Source organism: Acinetobacter sp. P37 (genome assembly GCF_057480965.1).
This window is the reverse complement of sequence record NZ_JBLIYY010000030.1, coordinates 1-15615: the sequence shown is the minus strand read 5'-3', so window position 1 is coordinate 15615 and position 15615 is coordinate 1. Positions and strand designations below refer to the sequence as shown.

Annotated in this window: 7 protein-coding genes, 8 pseudogenes and 1 other annotated feature; of the genes and pseudogenes, 11 read left to right on the top strand and 4 right to left on the bottom strand. The window is 35.1% G+C overall.

Going from position 1 to position 15615, the window contains the following annotated elements; genetic code table 11:
• The coding region (locus AC25JC_RS16800) for a BapA/Bap/LapF family prefix-like domain-containing protein (RefSeq protein WP_486924485.1) at positions 1-546 on the bottom strand (546 nt) is incomplete at its 3' end.
• Positions 547-1159: 613 nt separating this feature from the next.
• Here AC25JC_RS16800 and AC25JC_RS16795 point away from each other — a divergent pair.
• From AC25JC_RS16795 to AC25JC_RS16775, 5 pseudogenes are all read left to right on the top strand, one after another.
• Positions 1160-1249: pseudogene (locus AC25JC_RS16795) on the top strand (transposase-like zinc-binding domain-containing protein); the annotation flags it as partial.
• 212 nt (positions 1250-1461) lie between these two features.
• A pseudogene (locus AC25JC_RS16790) lies at positions 1462-1695 on the top strand (IS982 family transposase); the annotation flags it as partial.
• A 50-nt stretch (positions 1696-1745) separates the two neighbouring features.
• Positions 1746-3087 (top strand): annotated as a pseudogene (locus AC25JC_RS16785) (IS3 family transposase).
• Positions 2021-2137: a sequence feature (AL1L pseudoknot), on the top strand. It overlaps the preceding pseudogene by 117 nt.
• A 34-nt stretch (positions 3088-3121) precedes the next feature.
• Positions 3122-3611 (top strand): annotated as a pseudogene (locus AC25JC_RS16780) (IS5 family transposase); the annotation flags it as partial.
• A 9-nt stretch (positions 3612-3620) separates the two neighbouring features.
• Positions 3621-3917 (top strand): annotated as a pseudogene (locus tag AC25JC_RS16775) (IS30 family transposase); the annotation flags it as partial.
• 57 nt (positions 3918-3974) lie between these two features.
• Here AC25JC_RS16775 and AC25JC_RS16770 read toward each other — a convergent pair.
• Positions 3975-4958: a PoNe immunity protein domain-containing protein gene (locus AC25JC_RS16770; protein ID WP_486924484.1), complete on the bottom strand. Its 984-nt coding sequence runs from the start codon at positions 4956-4958 to the stop codon at positions 3975-3977.
• Complete coding sequence (locus AC25JC_RS16765) at positions 4958-5254, bottom strand: hypothetical protein (RefSeq protein ID WP_486924483.1); 297 nt, start codon at positions 5252-5254, stop codon at positions 4958-4960. The genes AC25JC_RS16770 and AC25JC_RS16765 overlap by 1 nt, the downstream gene beginning before the upstream one ends.
• Before the next feature lie 252 nt (positions 5255-5506).
• Between AC25JC_RS16765 and AC25JC_RS16760 the strand changes: the two are divergent.
• Positions 5507-6678: pseudogene (locus AC25JC_RS16760) on the top strand (IS3 family transposase).
• Positions 6679-7160: 482 nt separating this feature from the next.
• Here AC25JC_RS16760 and AC25JC_RS16755 read toward each other — a convergent pair.
• The gene (locus AC25JC_RS16755) at positions 7161-8339 is read right to left on the bottom strand and encodes a replication initiation protein (protein ID WP_104442428.1); all 1179 of its coding nucleotides are present in this window, start codon (positions 8337-8339) and stop codon (positions 7161-7163) included.
• A gap of 942 nt (positions 8340-9281) precedes the next feature.
• On the opposite strand from AC25JC_RS16755, the gene AC25JC_RS16750 reads away from it, so the two are divergent.
• From AC25JC_RS16750 to AC25JC_RS16730, 5 genes and pseudogenes are all read left to right on the top strand, one after another.
• Complete coding sequence (locus tag AC25JC_RS16750) at positions 9282-10058, top strand: ParA family protein (RefSeq protein ID WP_486924482.1); 777 nt, start codon at positions 9282-9284, stop codon at positions 10056-10058.
• Positions 10059-10069: 11 nt separating this feature from the next.
• Positions 10070-10981, top strand: a complete 912-nt coding sequence (locus tag AC25JC_RS16745) for a ParB/RepB/Spo0J family partition protein (protein WP_104442427.1) — start codon at positions 10070-10072, stop codon at positions 10979-10981.
• Positions 10982-11214: 233 nt separating this feature from the next.
• Positions 11215-11427, top strand: a pseudogene (locus AC25JC_RS16740) (IS5/IS1182 family transposase); the annotation flags it as partial.
• A gap of 33 nt (positions 11428-11460) precedes the next feature.
• Positions 11461-13871 (top strand): annotated as a pseudogene (locus AC25JC_RS16735) (DUF2345 domain-containing protein); the annotation flags it as partial.
• A gap of 8 nt (positions 13872-13879) precedes the next feature.
• On the top strand, positions 13880-15376 hold the full coding sequence (locus AC25JC_RS16730) for a hypothetical protein (RefSeq protein ID WP_486924481.1): 1497 nt from the start codon (positions 13880-13882) through the stop codon (positions 15374-15376).
• Positions 15377-15615: the final 239 nt, after the last annotated feature.

The following is a 15615-nucleotide window of genomic DNA, read 5'->3' as shown; positions in this document are numbered from 1 at the left end:
AGAGTCCGAATCGCTGTCTGAATCCGAATCTGAGTCGCTGTCTGAGTCAGAGTCTGAATCGCTATCTGAGTCTGAATCGCTATCTGAATCTGAGTCGCTATCGCTGTCAGAGTCCGATTTATCTTCAGATAAGCTTTCAATACCTGCAGCTATACCACCAAGCAGTCCTGCGCCAATAGCCCAAGGACTAATTCCATCTATTGTATTGCTATAGAGCAAAGGAGTTATGTCTTCTAAAGGATTGTAGATTATATTTGATAAAATATTGCCAGACTCATCAGTAAATTGAACCCAATACAGTCCATCGTCTCCTTCAAAAACAAGACTATGAGCACCTACGGAATCATCAAAATAACTTTCTATTATAATAATTTCGCCATTTTTTAATTTTACTACAGCAGAGTTACCATCTCGAGTAATACTTTCTACCATGTTCTTACTAACTTCAATTTTAACCACTGAATTTTCAGTCAAAAGAATTCTACTTTCCGAACTCTGTTGTAAAACAACATGAGTTTCTTTCGAAACTACTTGGACATTAGCCATGAAAATCATTCCTCTATGCATTGCAATTGCTTTTTTGACATTGCATAAATAGCTGATTTAATCGTTTTTTTAAATTGCAAAAAGCTCCTATATAATTTAAATAGTTTTAATAATTATTATTTTTCTAAAAAACAATATAAGTTATTGTTATGTATTGTATTTTTTTAAAAAAATCAGGCGGTTAATTTATATATTTTATTTTTTATATTAAGAATTTTACTTTAGTGTTGAAATTAACACCTCCTACGAAAAACTTAACACAAATCACATAATTTTTAATATATATATATAAACTAACAAATAAACCCGACTAAATCACTCAACCTTAAAAATAAAGAGATCAATCTCATTATTTAGTTAATTTAACTTAATAATTTATAATAAAAAAATTTAATATTCACTTTTTTTGACTGAAAAATTGGCCTAAAAATGTGATATTTTTTGCCAATCCATAAGTGACTAAAATATAAACAAAAAATATTATATGACTTAAATAGGACTTAAATAGGACTTACGCACTATAATTTTTCCCACTTTTGTGACAGAAGATAATTCGGTGATGTTTCAAAAAGTATGCTGAAAAAGACAGGTTAAATTTTGACAAAATAGAGAAATGCAAATAACTCTAGAAATCAAATGTCCAACCTGCCTCAGTAACAATATAAAGAAATATGGTCTCAAAGTAGATGGGAAACAAAATCATTATGGCTATCTCTAAATAGATGAATTTTGGACTTTTATCGGGAATAAGAAGACAGCCTAAAACTTGAAGTACGACACCACATCCCAATTTAATTTGGATTAAGGAGTGTCACATTGTCATACAAACAATACGCGAATCTCAACTTTCTAAACTCTTGAAATAAAAAGGACATAACACAATTTAGATTTCGACTAAGAAAACTACCTCATGTTATGTCCATTTACGAATTTATCATTTCTGTGTATTTATTCATAGACTCTTGCTATTCACTTATCGTCACAAAGCCATTTAGAACGAGAGGATTCCCTCCAGCTTTAACCGATATTGAAATAATTACGATACAAATTGTAGGTGAATTTTTAGGATTGGATTCTGATAAAAATATCTGGAAATATTTTAAACACAATTACTTAGAATGGTTTCCAAAATTGGGATCATCTCCTAATTGAACCGTACCGGGTTTGTCGGAGAGTCAATATTCTGAGTGACTATCCCGATGACAAAATTAAAATATACCTCTGAAATCAGAGAAAGAGAGGTTCAATTATTGATTGAATCCGAAAAAGATTATCCTTCTACTTGGGCTGCAATCACAGCAATTGCGCCTAAGATTGGCTGTACTCCTGAAACACTACGTGTTTGGTATCAAAAATATTTAGATAAACAAAATCCAGTTAAAGTACAGCAGCTTTCAGACCAAGAACGTATCAAACAACTGGAACGCGAAAATAAAGAACTGCAACGTGCCAACGAAATTCTACGTAAAGCAGCTGCTTTTTTAGCTCAGGCGGAGCTCGACCGCCCACACAAATAATGGTGGATTTCATCCATAACAATAAAGATTTATATGGTGTTGATGCGATTTGTAGGATTTTACCGATCGCACCTTCAACCTATTACCAGACTCTAGATCTCTGCGAAAATCCAGAACATCGAGCAAAGCGAGATTTACATGACTTGTATCATGCTGAGGAGATTAAACGAATTTGGAAGGAAAGTTCAGGTCGATATGGTGTGCGTAAAGTCTGGCAAAAACTGAAACGTGAAGGCTATATTATTACACGCTGTAGTGTTGCTCGATTAATGAAAAAGCTAGGTATACAAGGTGTTTGGCGAGGTAAGAACAAACAAACCACCCGTAGCCGAGAGGATCAAAAACGAGCACCTGACTTGGTGAAACGGAATTTTAGAGCTGATCAGCCTAATCACTTGTGGGTTGCTGACTTTACCTATATTCAAACAAATTCAGGCTGGGTCTATACCGCATTTATTATTGATGTGTTTTCACGAGCAATTGTTGGATGGAAAGGGCTTTGTTGCATAAATATGTAAGCATCTGATTTAAATAAATTTAATTTTGGATCAAAAAATAATCAAAACTTTTAAAATCATATAGTTATGAAATCTTTGTGCAACAAAGCCGATGGAAAGTATCGACACGCATGAATACAGATATGGTACTTGATGCATTAGAACAAGCTTTGCATGATCGAGGTATGCCAAAGAATGTAATTCATCATTCAGACAGAGGTTTGCAATACCTCTCTATTCGCTACACCAATCGTCTAGAAGCAGCAAATTTACGAGCGTCAGTCGGTACGACCGGTGATTCGTACGATAATGCTTTGGCTGAAACGGTAAATGGCTTATACAAAACGGAAGTGATTGAATATTTAAAAGCAGATTGGCAAGGTTTAGCGGATGTACAACTTGCGACACTAAATTGGGTGGATTGGTTCAATAAAAAGCGTGTACACAGTGCACTGGGTTATGTATCGCCTTTTGAGTTTGAAGCAATGTACTATGATAAGATTAACCCGTTAGGTCAGGTGGCCTAACTTAAATAAAAAAGTCTCCGACAAACTCGGTACGGTTCATATTGGTATAGATGCCAAAACCCTGCAAATACGAGCAGTTCAGCTTACAACCAATAATGTCAGTGATTCACAGGTGATTGGTGATTTACTTAATCAGATTCCACAAGATGAGCAGATTGACTCTGTTTATACCGATGGAGCTTATGACACCAAGCAATGCCGTCAGGTCATTGCAGATCGGCAAGCGCATGCGGTGATTCCTCCTAGAAAAAATGCGAAACCATGGAAAGATACAAAGAGTAGCTCGCTAGAACGAAATGAATTACTTCGAACAGTTAAACGTTTAGGCAGGACACTATGCAAAAAAAAGATCAAGCTATTATCGGCGAAGTTTGGTTGAAACTAAGATGCACTGCATTAAATTATTAGGAGATAAACTCAGCGCAAGGAGTTTTGATAGCCAAGTCAATGAAATTCATACACGTGTAGCAGTCCTCAACAGATTTACGGAATTAGGTCCACCACTTACCCAAGTTACGCCTTAAATTTGGCTCGGACGTGAGATGTCAGAACATAAAATACTCGAAGAAGATTTAGGCATAGAAGTATATTTCTGTGACCCACATTCACAATGGCAAAAAGGCACATGCGAAAATATGAATGGTTTAATTAGGCAATATTTACCTAAAGGGATTGATTTAAATCAGGCAGATCAGCATTATTTAAATCAAGTTGCCATGTCACTGAATACTCGTCCTAGAAAAGCGTTAGATTGGCTTACACCATTAGAAAAGTTTGCTCAGCTTGTTGATTATCATAAGGCTTTTGAAAATGTCGCACCTCATGTTTGAATTCGCCTACTTTTATTTTTTAGAAATCCAATATTATCAAGCCCCGAAGGGCATAAATTACTCTTCACCATCAAACTGCCAATACACATCGCCCCAATCACTTTCAAAATCAGGAAAAACATCTCCCAGGTTAAAGTGTTGACGTGAGTTAACTTTAGCAACTGTGAACCAATAACCTTGTTGAGGAGATTTTTCCCCTGCTTTAATCGAAAGTTTATTATGATTTTTAAGAAAATTTAGTTCTGAATTTTTGAGCGTAAACGTTTGATAAAAATCAACTAAATCTTTAGGGTAATATAAATATTCTTGTAAGACTTTATCATTTTCTATCTCTAACAAAATAACTGCGCAAGCTGCCTCAAAAGCCCAATATCCATAATAACCGCCTTCAGATTTATGAGTATCATACCAAGGTGCACCTGATAAATCTTTGTACCAATTCTTTAAAAACTTACGGACAAAAGTTAAAGAAATTTCATTATTTTGATTTGAAAATGCTTCACATAATAATAAGTAAGGTTTTGGTACTAATACTGTTGAACAATCATATCTATTTTCATCTGAAAAAGATAAATACTCTTCAATTAACCAATCTTGAGCAACATTTTCTCTCATTTCTCCATCAATTAATTTCGCAACTCTAGGTAGCAAATCCTTTCGGTGGAGTAAATAACACAAACTGATTAACCAAATACATGGACAATAGCCATCAATAGTAAATAATTCAAAAACTGGTAAGTTTATATTTTTATGATAACTTCTTAATTTACTTCCATATTGCTCATAATAGTCAATAACTATTTCAATTTGGCTTCTAATAAAAGGTAAACTATTGCCAGCTGTATATTCCAATATAAGCAGATTTAAATAGTTCTCTGCTACGATAGCATAAGAGTATACCCTTCTTTCTTCTATTGAATCACCAACACCTGTAGGATTTACTTTAAAAGTTTCAATAGTGTTCAGAGTTTCCGCCTTTAAAGTTTCGTACATTTGAGGTGTCAGAAATTGTTGTCTTCGTTCAAATTGTTGTAAAGTCATTATCTTCGATTACCTAAATTACTTCGATTAGAACCTGTTAAACCACCTTCATTATCAACAACTTTACTTATATCAGAGTCTCCCCAAATACGAGTAGGTTGGTGTGTAGTATGTAAGGCATCATTTGGAACTTTTTTTGCTCCATATTCAATCAATGCATATACGTGGCTAACTACTTGCGGAATACTAAAAAAAACTACCAGTCTAAAATATCCATGAAGCATTATTTGTGAAAAAACTGACTGCTTTTGTGAAACAGCTTTGAGAAGCCTACTTCTGATCCAGTTATGACTCATTTGTGTAACATAACCATCAGTGTTTCGGCCGCGTTCTCCACTAATATCTTTTACGCCACCTCCTGAGTTTAAACTAGTAGTTGATCCACCACCTCGGTTTCTACGCCCAGTACCCCCAAAGGTAGCTGCATGTTGTTTATCTGCACCATTTTTATCTTTAGAATCGCCTAGAAGCTCTTTTGATCCTAGCCAAAATAATGGACAGTACTTCCCTCTAAAGATAACGTAACGTTAACTTTGGAGATACAAGAAATGGCCAAACGTTTTAGTCCTGAATTTAAACAGCAAGCAATTGATTATGCACTTTCAAACTCACACGAGTCAGTAGCTGCAATCTCCCAGAAATTAGGTGTGGGTTATTCAACATTAGATAAATGAATTCGTGAAACCAATCCGGCAGGTTCAAACAAACGTCAACTTTCACCAGAACAACAGCGGATCCTAGAATTAGAGAAAGAAGTCAAACAGCCCAGGGAAGCCAATGACATCTTAAAAAAAGCGCATGTGTACTTTCTGACAGATCATGCCAAGAAAAGTACACGGTAATTCAAGATCTGGATGTGAATAAAGTCACTGTATCTTCTGCCTGTAAATGCCTGGGTGTCAGCACTTCAGGCTATTATGTCTGGCGAAAACGCCAGGCCAATCCAGCGCAGAAATATAATGATTTAAAAGCCGTATATTGGCAGCATCATGCACGATTGGGTGCACCTTCATTGGTACATGACATGCATGATTTAGGTTACAGCATGAGCGTACGAACCGTTGGAAGAATGCTTAAAAAGCTTGGTTTACGTAGCAGGATTGCACGTAAATACAAGCATACGACAGATTCAAAACATCGTTTGCCTACAGCATCAAATCTGTTGGAGCGTCAATTTACAGTCATTCAGCCTAACAAGGTTTGGACAACGGATATTACCTATATCCGTACTAAGCAAGGTTAGCTGTATTTATGTGTGATGCTGGATCTATTCAGCCGTCGTATTGTCGGTTGGCAAACCAGCTATCGAATAGACCGTCAATTGGTGTGTGATGCGTTTCATTATGCAATGGCTCGTCAGGGGTATCCAATGGGTGTCATGGTACATTCACTTGCGAAGCAGTGCTTCTCAGGCTCACAGTACTGTAGTCGTGATTTTAGGGCGCTATTATTAACTAATAACTGTATTCAAAGTATGTCACGCAGGGGGAACTGTTGGGATAATGCAGTGACCGAAAGCTTTCATACATTGAAAGGTCATGTGGTCCATGGCAGTGTGTTTGCCACTCGAAAAGAAGCGAATACTGTCTTGTTTGACTATATTGAGATTTATTACAATCGGATCAGAAGACATTCTGCAAACGGCTGGTTAAGCCCAGAAGCCTTTGAACAGAAATATTTCAAGAATTTAGAGGGATTTTTTGTCCACGATACTGTCTAGGATCACTCCAAGAAATGTAACGTTTAGAAAATCCTTCACGTAACAATGTAGAAATCTGATATCTTTCTTCTTGGGTAAGATGAGTATAGTCCATGATACAACTTTGACTTTGGTCGGTCGGAAGCAAAATGCTAGCTTATCTTGCTTCTTTACAATAATTTAATCTCTGTTGCACTTCATTTGAGAATCTAAGATTTATAAATTAATTCTTTAGAAAAATGGTGATTTAAATAGAATTCCTTCAACATATTAACTACTAGATCGCCATTTTTCATCTTAAATTTAATATTCAATCATATCGATGATAAAATCAACTTTATCTAATTTCAATATTTATTTCAAAAAATACTCTTATCACCTTTAACCTACAGATCGTTTATGAATTAGATCAACATGTCGTAAAATTGTTTTTCTAATTAAAGTTATAAGTGGTTTCTTTGAACTAATAATAGCCGATAAAAGTGTAGCAAGTTGCTACACTCCTAGATAATATCCTTTCCGAAAATTTCATTTAGACGATCCTTGATGTCTTCCACAAATTTACTATCAGTTTTCAATTTATTTTTCATTTTTCTCTTAAAGTCACTTAAGCTCATTCCAACTTCAGCAAAATCCATTTGAAATAATGAATCATTGATAACAACGTTTGCTTGAGAGTCTGTGAGGCAACCTACAGTCTTAAACCACTTTTCAAGCTGTAAATAATTAGCATCATCATTAAAAATATACCATGAACGTACAGTGGTATCGAATTTTGCACCTAGATCTTTTACCTCAGCATTATCTTCAAATGGAACATCTAAGTAGATCTTTAATTTTTCGGCCTTTTTATTCTCAATTACAGGCTTTTCAAAACCACGATGATGTAGTTTAAATTTTACGCCTACAATAGGGCGTCCTTTTTTAATTGTTTCATATTCTAACTGTAGATCGGTGTTTTCATTAATTTCAGCTACAATTTTATCTAATACATAACGTCGAAAATCGACCCAACGGTCATATTTAGTTTCATTTATATCAATTAGAGCTTTGAGATTCTCTAATAATAATGGAACTTCGTAGATTTCTTGAGTCTTAAATTTGAATTCGTTTTTTATGAAATAGGTATAAAGACTCATACTTGCAACTGAATCTAGAGCAAATAAATGTTTTAGTTGGTATGTAGTAAAATTACCACCAGCTAATTGAGTAAAGTAAGGTAATACTTCACTGGTAAATCTGATTTGAAGTGCATTCTTTGAATCATCTTCCCATCTTAACTCACGGATAATAGGGACAACCGAGTGAACTCTTTTAGTCTTTTTCTTTATATCATCTACAGGTTCTTCAATTACAAAGTGCGCCACACGGGATGAAAGTTCTTTGTAAATTCGATCAATGGCTACATTAATTGAATTTCGCTTACTTAATCCCAGTAATTCAGCTAAATCATCTTTATACAGATAGATGTATGTTTGTTCACTAATCTCTTTATCGATATGATTCTTCTCACCGTAATTGGCAACAGCCATCGCATATAAAAGTGCTTTATATTCATTCGCTGACAATTCAATAGGACGTATCAAACGATTGCTAGTACTTACAACCCCATTGTGACGAATATTACCTATGCAGTACGGGATTGAATCCAGCTCTTCTTTGTTATGGCTTAGTTCTGACATAAAGTGTATTAACTATTTTAAGTGTGCTTAACTTGATTATGCATGTTATATAAAAAAGTGGAAAAAGATTCAACACTTTCACCTAAAAAACCTAAGGTGGAATACTTGTCACCAAATTTAGGTAAAAATCAATTAAAGTGGAAATATATTTTTAAATTCCACCACAAAATGACAAATACTCCACTTTTAGATGTTTTTGATTCTTTATAGAAATACGGATTGATGAATAAATACCCATAATGGATTTTAAATAATCAATTAACCTATTTCGATATGACAAGTTTTCCACCTTTAAAAACGCAGATCACTGAAAAAAAATATCGAGTTTAGTCATAAGAACAAAATTTCTGCATTCTGGGGTGAGTGCGTGAAATTCTTTCCACTCTTAGATCAATGAATATATCAAAAAATGGTGTAGTAAAAAAAAGCCTTGCAACTTTATCCACAATATTATTTTTGTAAGTGATTTTTTTTCCACTCTTGCACTTAAATCCACTAACTTATCAACATTATAAATAATTGTTTTATATATATTTTAAATGATAATACATATATTTTATAATTAACAGTGAAAAACATTCCACCATAGTGACAAATACTCCACTTTTAAGTGACAAATATTCCACTTTACAGTGACAGATATTCCACTTTTAAGTGATCATCTTTCCACTTATAGAGGACAACTCTTCCACTTTAAGGTGACAAACCCTCCACCTTAAAGTTTATATGGTATTGTTTTTAAATGAAAAATATAAACTTAATTATTAATTAACTTAATTATTAATTACTATTAATTATTAAATAAGCTAGCTATATAAAACTTTAAATTTAAAATTGCTTTAGCGTTATACAAATGACTGTTTTAAATTTAAAAGGTGTAGTAACTTAGCCCAAAGTTATTTATATTAATAGTAATTGTAAATATAGAATGATTTGACAAGTATGTCTGCAAAAATTATTGCTGTTGCAAATCACAAGGGTGGTTGTGGTAAAACAACAACAGTTGTTCATTTAGCCTCTGAGCTAGCAAACTTAGGAAAAAAAGTGCTTGTAATCGATTTAGATCCTCAAGCAAATGCTAGCTTGCATATTGGTTTAAAACATCCAAGTGAAATTGGAGTAACAACCGCTGAGTTATTAGTAGGTGATGTCTCATTACTTACTGACGCTTTAGAAGAAGATACTAATTTTGATAATGTTTCACTAATTTATGGTTCTCTCAATTTAGGAAAAACTGAGGACCAATTAAAAGAAGATGCGCCAAGACCATCAGAAGAACTCACTACAAAATTAGAACTATTAAAAGATCTTTATGATTTTATTTTAATTGACTGCCCTCCAAGTTTAAAACTATTGACGAGTAATGCTTTAGCATCTTCAACACATGTAATTATCCCGATTGAATCTGGCTCACAATATGGTCTATATGGTGTTACAGACTTACTTAATCATTTAGAAAAAATAAAGCGAATCAATCCGGAGTTACAATTATTAGGTGCACTACTTATTAAGCACGATGAGAGACAAAATGTTTGTAAACTCATTCGTGATGAAGCATATAAGCAAGTGGGCTATATTATGGAAACGACTATTCCACAAAGTACAAAAGTAAATCAAGCCGCAATTATGCAGCAGTCTTTACTTAAGCTAGACAAAAGTGGAAAGGTTCGAAAGGCTTTTGAAAGTTTAGCTAAAGAAGTTTTGGCTAAAGTTAACTGATTGAGAATTTTATGGCAACTGCAAAAGAACTTTTAGCTCAAAAGCTGAAACAAAATACTCAAAAGCATCAATTAGCTCAAAAAGATAATATCAAGGAATTAAAGGAATTTAGACGAAATGTCCCCATTGAAGACATTTCACGGAGTCCTTATCAACCGCGTAGAAAATTTGATGAGCAGGAAATCAAAGAACTGGCTGAATCGATCGATGAAGTTGGTTTGTTGCAACCCATCACTGTTCGTAAACTTGAAAATTTAAAATTTGAACTGATTGCAGGTGAACGTCGATTACGTGCGCATGAAATTCTAAAAAAATCGACCATTGAAGCAATTATTATTGATGCAAATAATGAAGAGGCTTCACTACTTACACTAGCTGAAAATTTAAAACGCCAGGATTTAACAGACTTCGAAATCTATATTGGTCTAGTAGGCTTGGATGAAAATTTAAAGAAAAATAAACAACGTTTAGCGAAGTCTTTAGGCTTAAATCGCGAAGACATGTATAAATATTTATCTTTTGAAAAGTTGCCTAAAGCCATCTTGAATGATTTGGTAAATGAGCCCCAGTTATTAGGTCGAACTGCTGCAACAGCTTTTAAAAAATTTCTTGCAGATCACGACGAAATAAAACAACGTGCTGAAAAAGCCTTGTTAACTGTTTGGACAAAAGTAAAGAATGGCCAACTTGAGCAAACTAAGGCTGTTGCACAAGCTACGAAATATCTAGTTCAAGATAATAATGACTCTCCATCAACATCGCTTGTAAAAAAAATTGAATATGCTGGGAAAGTTGCTGGAAATATTAAATTTAATGATAAGTTATTAAAGGTTTCTTTAAAAATTTCTCATTTTGATGATGCTAGTTTGGAAAAATTAGAAAATCTATTGAAAGAGTTGGTAGAGAAAAATCAAGAAGTGTAGCAACTTGCTACACTTCTTTTCTTTAAAATATGTCTGATATTATAATCTTGGGGATACCTAGTAATAAAATTAATCTTAATTAAAAACAATTTTTTATCATATATATTTATAAAAGTTAGGTGCTGTTGATATTTGTTGTATAAAAAAATAGTGAGAAAGTAAAATTCAATCGACAAACCACATACCTACTTGTTATGCATTCCAACAATGCTGGCGCATAATCAATGGTCTAAGTCTTTAAATTAATATCAAATGATGCAAATCAAGAATAGGTTTCTATTGATGCCTCTCATATGCGAGTGCATCAACATAAGGCAGGAGTGAAAGACCAAGCAATTTCTAATAACATTGGTGGAAATAGTTCTATAATCTATTTAGTTGTGGATGCGGATGGAAATCCTACTGAATTTATTATTAATGATAGCAAGACCCATGATGTGAAAGTGCACCTGATTTTTTTGATGTTTTGGATTTAAGTGAAAAGCCCATTACTCGCTTCTAGCTTAACCTTAGATAAAAGCGGATTAAGCAAAAGCTATGATGTTCGTCCCTTCATCATGCAGAGCAATGAAACCGACTACGACTTTATTAAACGACTTTTAGCTTCTGAAGGTGTAACTACACTGATTGATGAAGCACAGCATCAAGTATGGAGTTCATCTAAACAGATCAAACCACAAAAGCTACGCTTAATTGATGATAATGCCCAATTTCAAGCATTAGATCGTCGCAATATTCGTTTTCATCGAAGTAGTGCTACAGAACGACAAGACAGTATCACAGCATTCACAGGATTGCGTTCTCTACAACCAACTGCGGTACACCTTCAAAGATGGCAAGCAGATGCTTTAGCACAAGAAGAAGGTGCAGGCTCGGTACTCACAAAACATCAGCATTCAGATAATCAAGATGTAGTAAGTTTAGGCTTAGAACAAGCCTTTCACATCAGTCCTGCATGGATACAAGACCTCAAAGGTGAAGATGGTGCAACTCAGTCTGGCAACAAACAAATTGAAAAACTGAATGAAAATTTAAGCAAATACTTCAATTCGCAAGCCAAGTACTTTAGTGCGACTTCAACAGTACGTGATGCACATGTCGGGTATTGGTTTAATTTCAAAGAACATCCTGAAATTGATCAACATGAAGGTTCCGATCAAGAGTTTCTAATCACAGCAAAGACCTTTTATAACCAAAATAATTTGCTAAAGATCTAACTGACCAAGTCACCGCCTTACTCAAAGAAAGCCATTGGCAACAGCCCGAAATTCATACCAACAATCAAGATGAGCGTCAAGCCAATAACCTTATTTTACAACGTCGAAACATTGACATTGTTCCACCTTACAGGCCACTTGACGATCGCCCTAAGACCCACCCACAACGTGCCAAAGTCGTAGGCGTCGAGGGTGAAGAAATTCATGTCGATGAATGGGGACGGATTAAAGTTCGCTTTCTGTTTACTCGAACAGAATACCATGCGCATGACAGTGGTTCAGGCGCGAATAATAATGACACTGACTCTGCGTGGGTAGATGTACTCACCCCTTGGGCAGGAGAAGGTTATGGTGCACGATTCTTGCCACGTATTGGTGAAATCGTTGTCATCAACTTCTTTGATGGCAATATCGACCGCCCTTATGTCGTTGGTCGCATTCATGAGGCACATCGTAGTCCGACCAAGTTTGATCAAAAAGGGCAACTTCCCGATACCAAAAAGCTTTCAGGGATTCGCTCCAAAGAGGTTCAAGGCGACGGCTTTGGATAACTCGTTTTGATGACACCACTGGACAGATCAGCACACAAGTGCAGAGCAGTCATGGGGCATCACAGCTCAATCTAGGTAATCTTAGCCATCCGAAAGAAACAGACACGAGTGATGGACGTGGTGAAGGTTTTGAATTGCGAACAGATCAATGGGGAGTACTGAGAGCTAAGCAAGGATTACTCCTTTCGACCTACCAACAAGATCAAGCTACTGGTCAGCATTTGGATGCATCTGAAACTAAAACACAGCTTGATTCTAGTTTAAATAATTCAAAAGCACTCAGCGAAGTGGCCAAGAACCGACAGACTGATCCTTTGGAAGTATTAGACAATCTGAAGCAATTTATAGATCAAATTGAACAAGAAAGTGGAGCCAAAGCAAAAGCTTTTAAACAAGCCATCATGATGTTAACTGCACCGAACTCTATTGCCCTAGCAACAAATGAAGATATTCATCTGTCTGCTGATGGTCAAATCAGTCATAGCGCTGGTGATAGCATTAACTTGAGTACGCAAAAGAGTCTACTTGCACATGCACAAAGTAAAATCAGTTTATTTGCAGCTCACGAAGGTGCAAGATTGTTTGCTGGTAAGGGGGAGATTGAAATACAAGCTCAGGGGGATGGAGCGGATTTGATTGCCCGTAAAGGGATTCAAATTATTTCAACAGAAGATACGGTTTATATCACTAGTCCGAAAGAACTCATCCTGACTGGAGGCGGTTCACAGCTCAAGATTAATGGTTCAGGTATATTTCCTACGACTAGTGGCAAGTTTGAGGTAAAAGCTGGACAGCATAAGTTTGTGGGGGGGGAGTAAAACAAATTATGTTTTACCACACTTACCACTTACTGAAATCAAAAAGGATGACTTAGTTCTAGAATATTTACATAGTGATGGCTCACCTGTAAAAGGTGCTGAATTTGAAGTTTTACTTTCAGATGGAAGTCGAAAAAAAGGTGAATTAGACGATAAAGGCAAAGCTGTTGTTAAAGGTATTCCAGCTGGTAGAGCCAAAATTCAATATGGAGAAGATCAGTCTGAAGATGACTTTCCTCCTCATGAAATTGATGATTGGTTTATTCAACAAGACTTAGAAATATCGAATAATAATGAAAATTAGAGAATAAAATGTCGACAGAAAATCAAGCTTTTTGGAATAAAATTGCTAACCGTTCTACTGATATACAGCAACAGTTTTGGTACGGTGCTGAAAAACTTGCACAACATATTCAGGATAGCCCAGCTAACTATCTTACATATAGAGAATATGACACAAGTAAACCAGATCCGAATCTATCGTGGTGGGAAAAAATATTCTTTTATCAAGGTCAAGCTGCGATTAATGAGAGTGTGACAAATCATAATATTGCGGTGGCTGTAATAGATAAAAGTAGCTGGATTTGGGGAATGTTAAAGGGTGATTTCAATAAGAATCCTACGATGTCACAAATCATTGTTAGTGGTTTAATCAGTATGATTCCTGTGGTTGATCAGGTTTGTGATGTTAGAGACCTAATAGCGAATCTAATAGACCTTTCAAAAGAAAATGGTAAATCATCTGATAACTATAAAGCGTTGGCTCTTACTGCATTTGGAGTCATTCCTGAAATTGGTTCGGCTGTTAAAACCATTGTCAAAGCCGCAAGATCAAAGGAAGCTAATAAATTAAAAATTTTTAAATTGATGGAAGGCTTTGAGAGTGCCTTCAAAAAGCTAAAAATAAAAAGCCCATGGAACAATGCTCCTGAAGCATGGCTCAGGTCTAAGCCATGGCAAAAGATGGGAAAAACAGCATTAAATGCATTAAACAAATGTATTGATCGTTTAATTCAAGCTATTAATGGTTTCCTCAATAAAGTTCGCGGTAGTTTAAAATCGGCTTTGGAAAAGTTCAAAGTTGAGATTACTAATGCAAAGAATGCGATAAAAAAATACATTAGCGATCTCTGCAATGAAATTCAGAGAAAATTTCAGGAATTACTACCTCAACCTCAATTGGGTATGGCTGGTGCGAATGGGGCCAACATTCCCACCGGTAGATATGATGTAAATATACAATCGGGTAAATCTACCTCAACGACTCATACCCAAAAAGAAAAGACACCCGATAAAGAAAAACCACCTAAAGATAAGGACCTTGATAATCCATGTATATTAAGACCATACCGACCAGACACATGTGGTGATTTCGGTAAAACAGGTCATCATGTCGTACCAGATAGAGCTTTTAAATATGGAAAAAGAAGTGAAACTAATAAGAGAATTCCAGGAGCAATATCTGAAAACAATGGATTAGTAGTATGTGTAACCGGTGCTGGTAAACAATTACAACACGGTCAAGTTCATGCATACTATGATAAAAAAGAAAGGGTAATGGGGAAAACTTCAAAGCCTGTTGGGGTCACAGAATTATGGCAATTAGAATATATTGCAGCTGTTTCTGTTTCAAAAGTTTTAAAATGTGATCGTGCAAAAATGTTAGCTACCCTCCGGATTTATCACGAATCTATGGGTATGAGTAGAGACTTCAAAGTACGCGCTGATCCCAGTGGTAAATTGACTATTGATAAAAGTCATTTAGGAAAAATTGGTACAAGTATGAAAAGTGGTGGGAAAAAACTATGACAGAAATATCTCCAGTAACATTTAAAAGTGCATGCGTGATCTCTGATAATCTTGTTTATCTAAGCGCTTCTTTAGATAATTTGGATGATGACTCTGAATATTCAAGATGTATTTTATTTGATTATAACGAAGGTTTGCTTTGTTGCACAAAGATTTCATAACTATATGATTTTAAAAGTTTTGATTGTTTTTTGATCCAAAATTAAATTTATTTAAATCAGATGCTTACATATTTATGC

Coding starts and splice junctions, on each gene's coding strand:
- AC25JC_RS16755 (WP_104442428.1), bottom strand. CDS start 8,339: ATGTCAGAACTAAGCCATAACAAAGAAGAGCTGGATTCAATCCCGTAC.
- AC25JC_RS16770 (WP_486924484.1), bottom strand. CDS start 4,958: ATGACTTTACAACAATTTGAACGAAGACAACAATTTCTGACACCTCAA.
- AC25JC_RS16730 (WP_486924481.1), top strand. CDS start 13,880: ATGTCGACAGAAAATCAAGCTTTTTGGAATAAAATTGCTAACCGTTCT.
- AC25JC_RS16750 (WP_486924482.1), top strand. CDS start 9,282: ATGTCTGCAAAAATTATTGCTGTTGCAAATCACAAGGGTGGTTGTGGT.
- AC25JC_RS16765 (WP_486924483.1), bottom strand. CDS start 5,254: ATGAGTCATAACTGGATCAGAAGTAGGCTTCTCAAAGCTGTTTCACAA.
- AC25JC_RS16745 (WP_104442427.1), top strand. CDS start 10,070: ATGGCAACTGCAAAAGAACTTTTAGCTCAAAAGCTGAAACAAAATACT.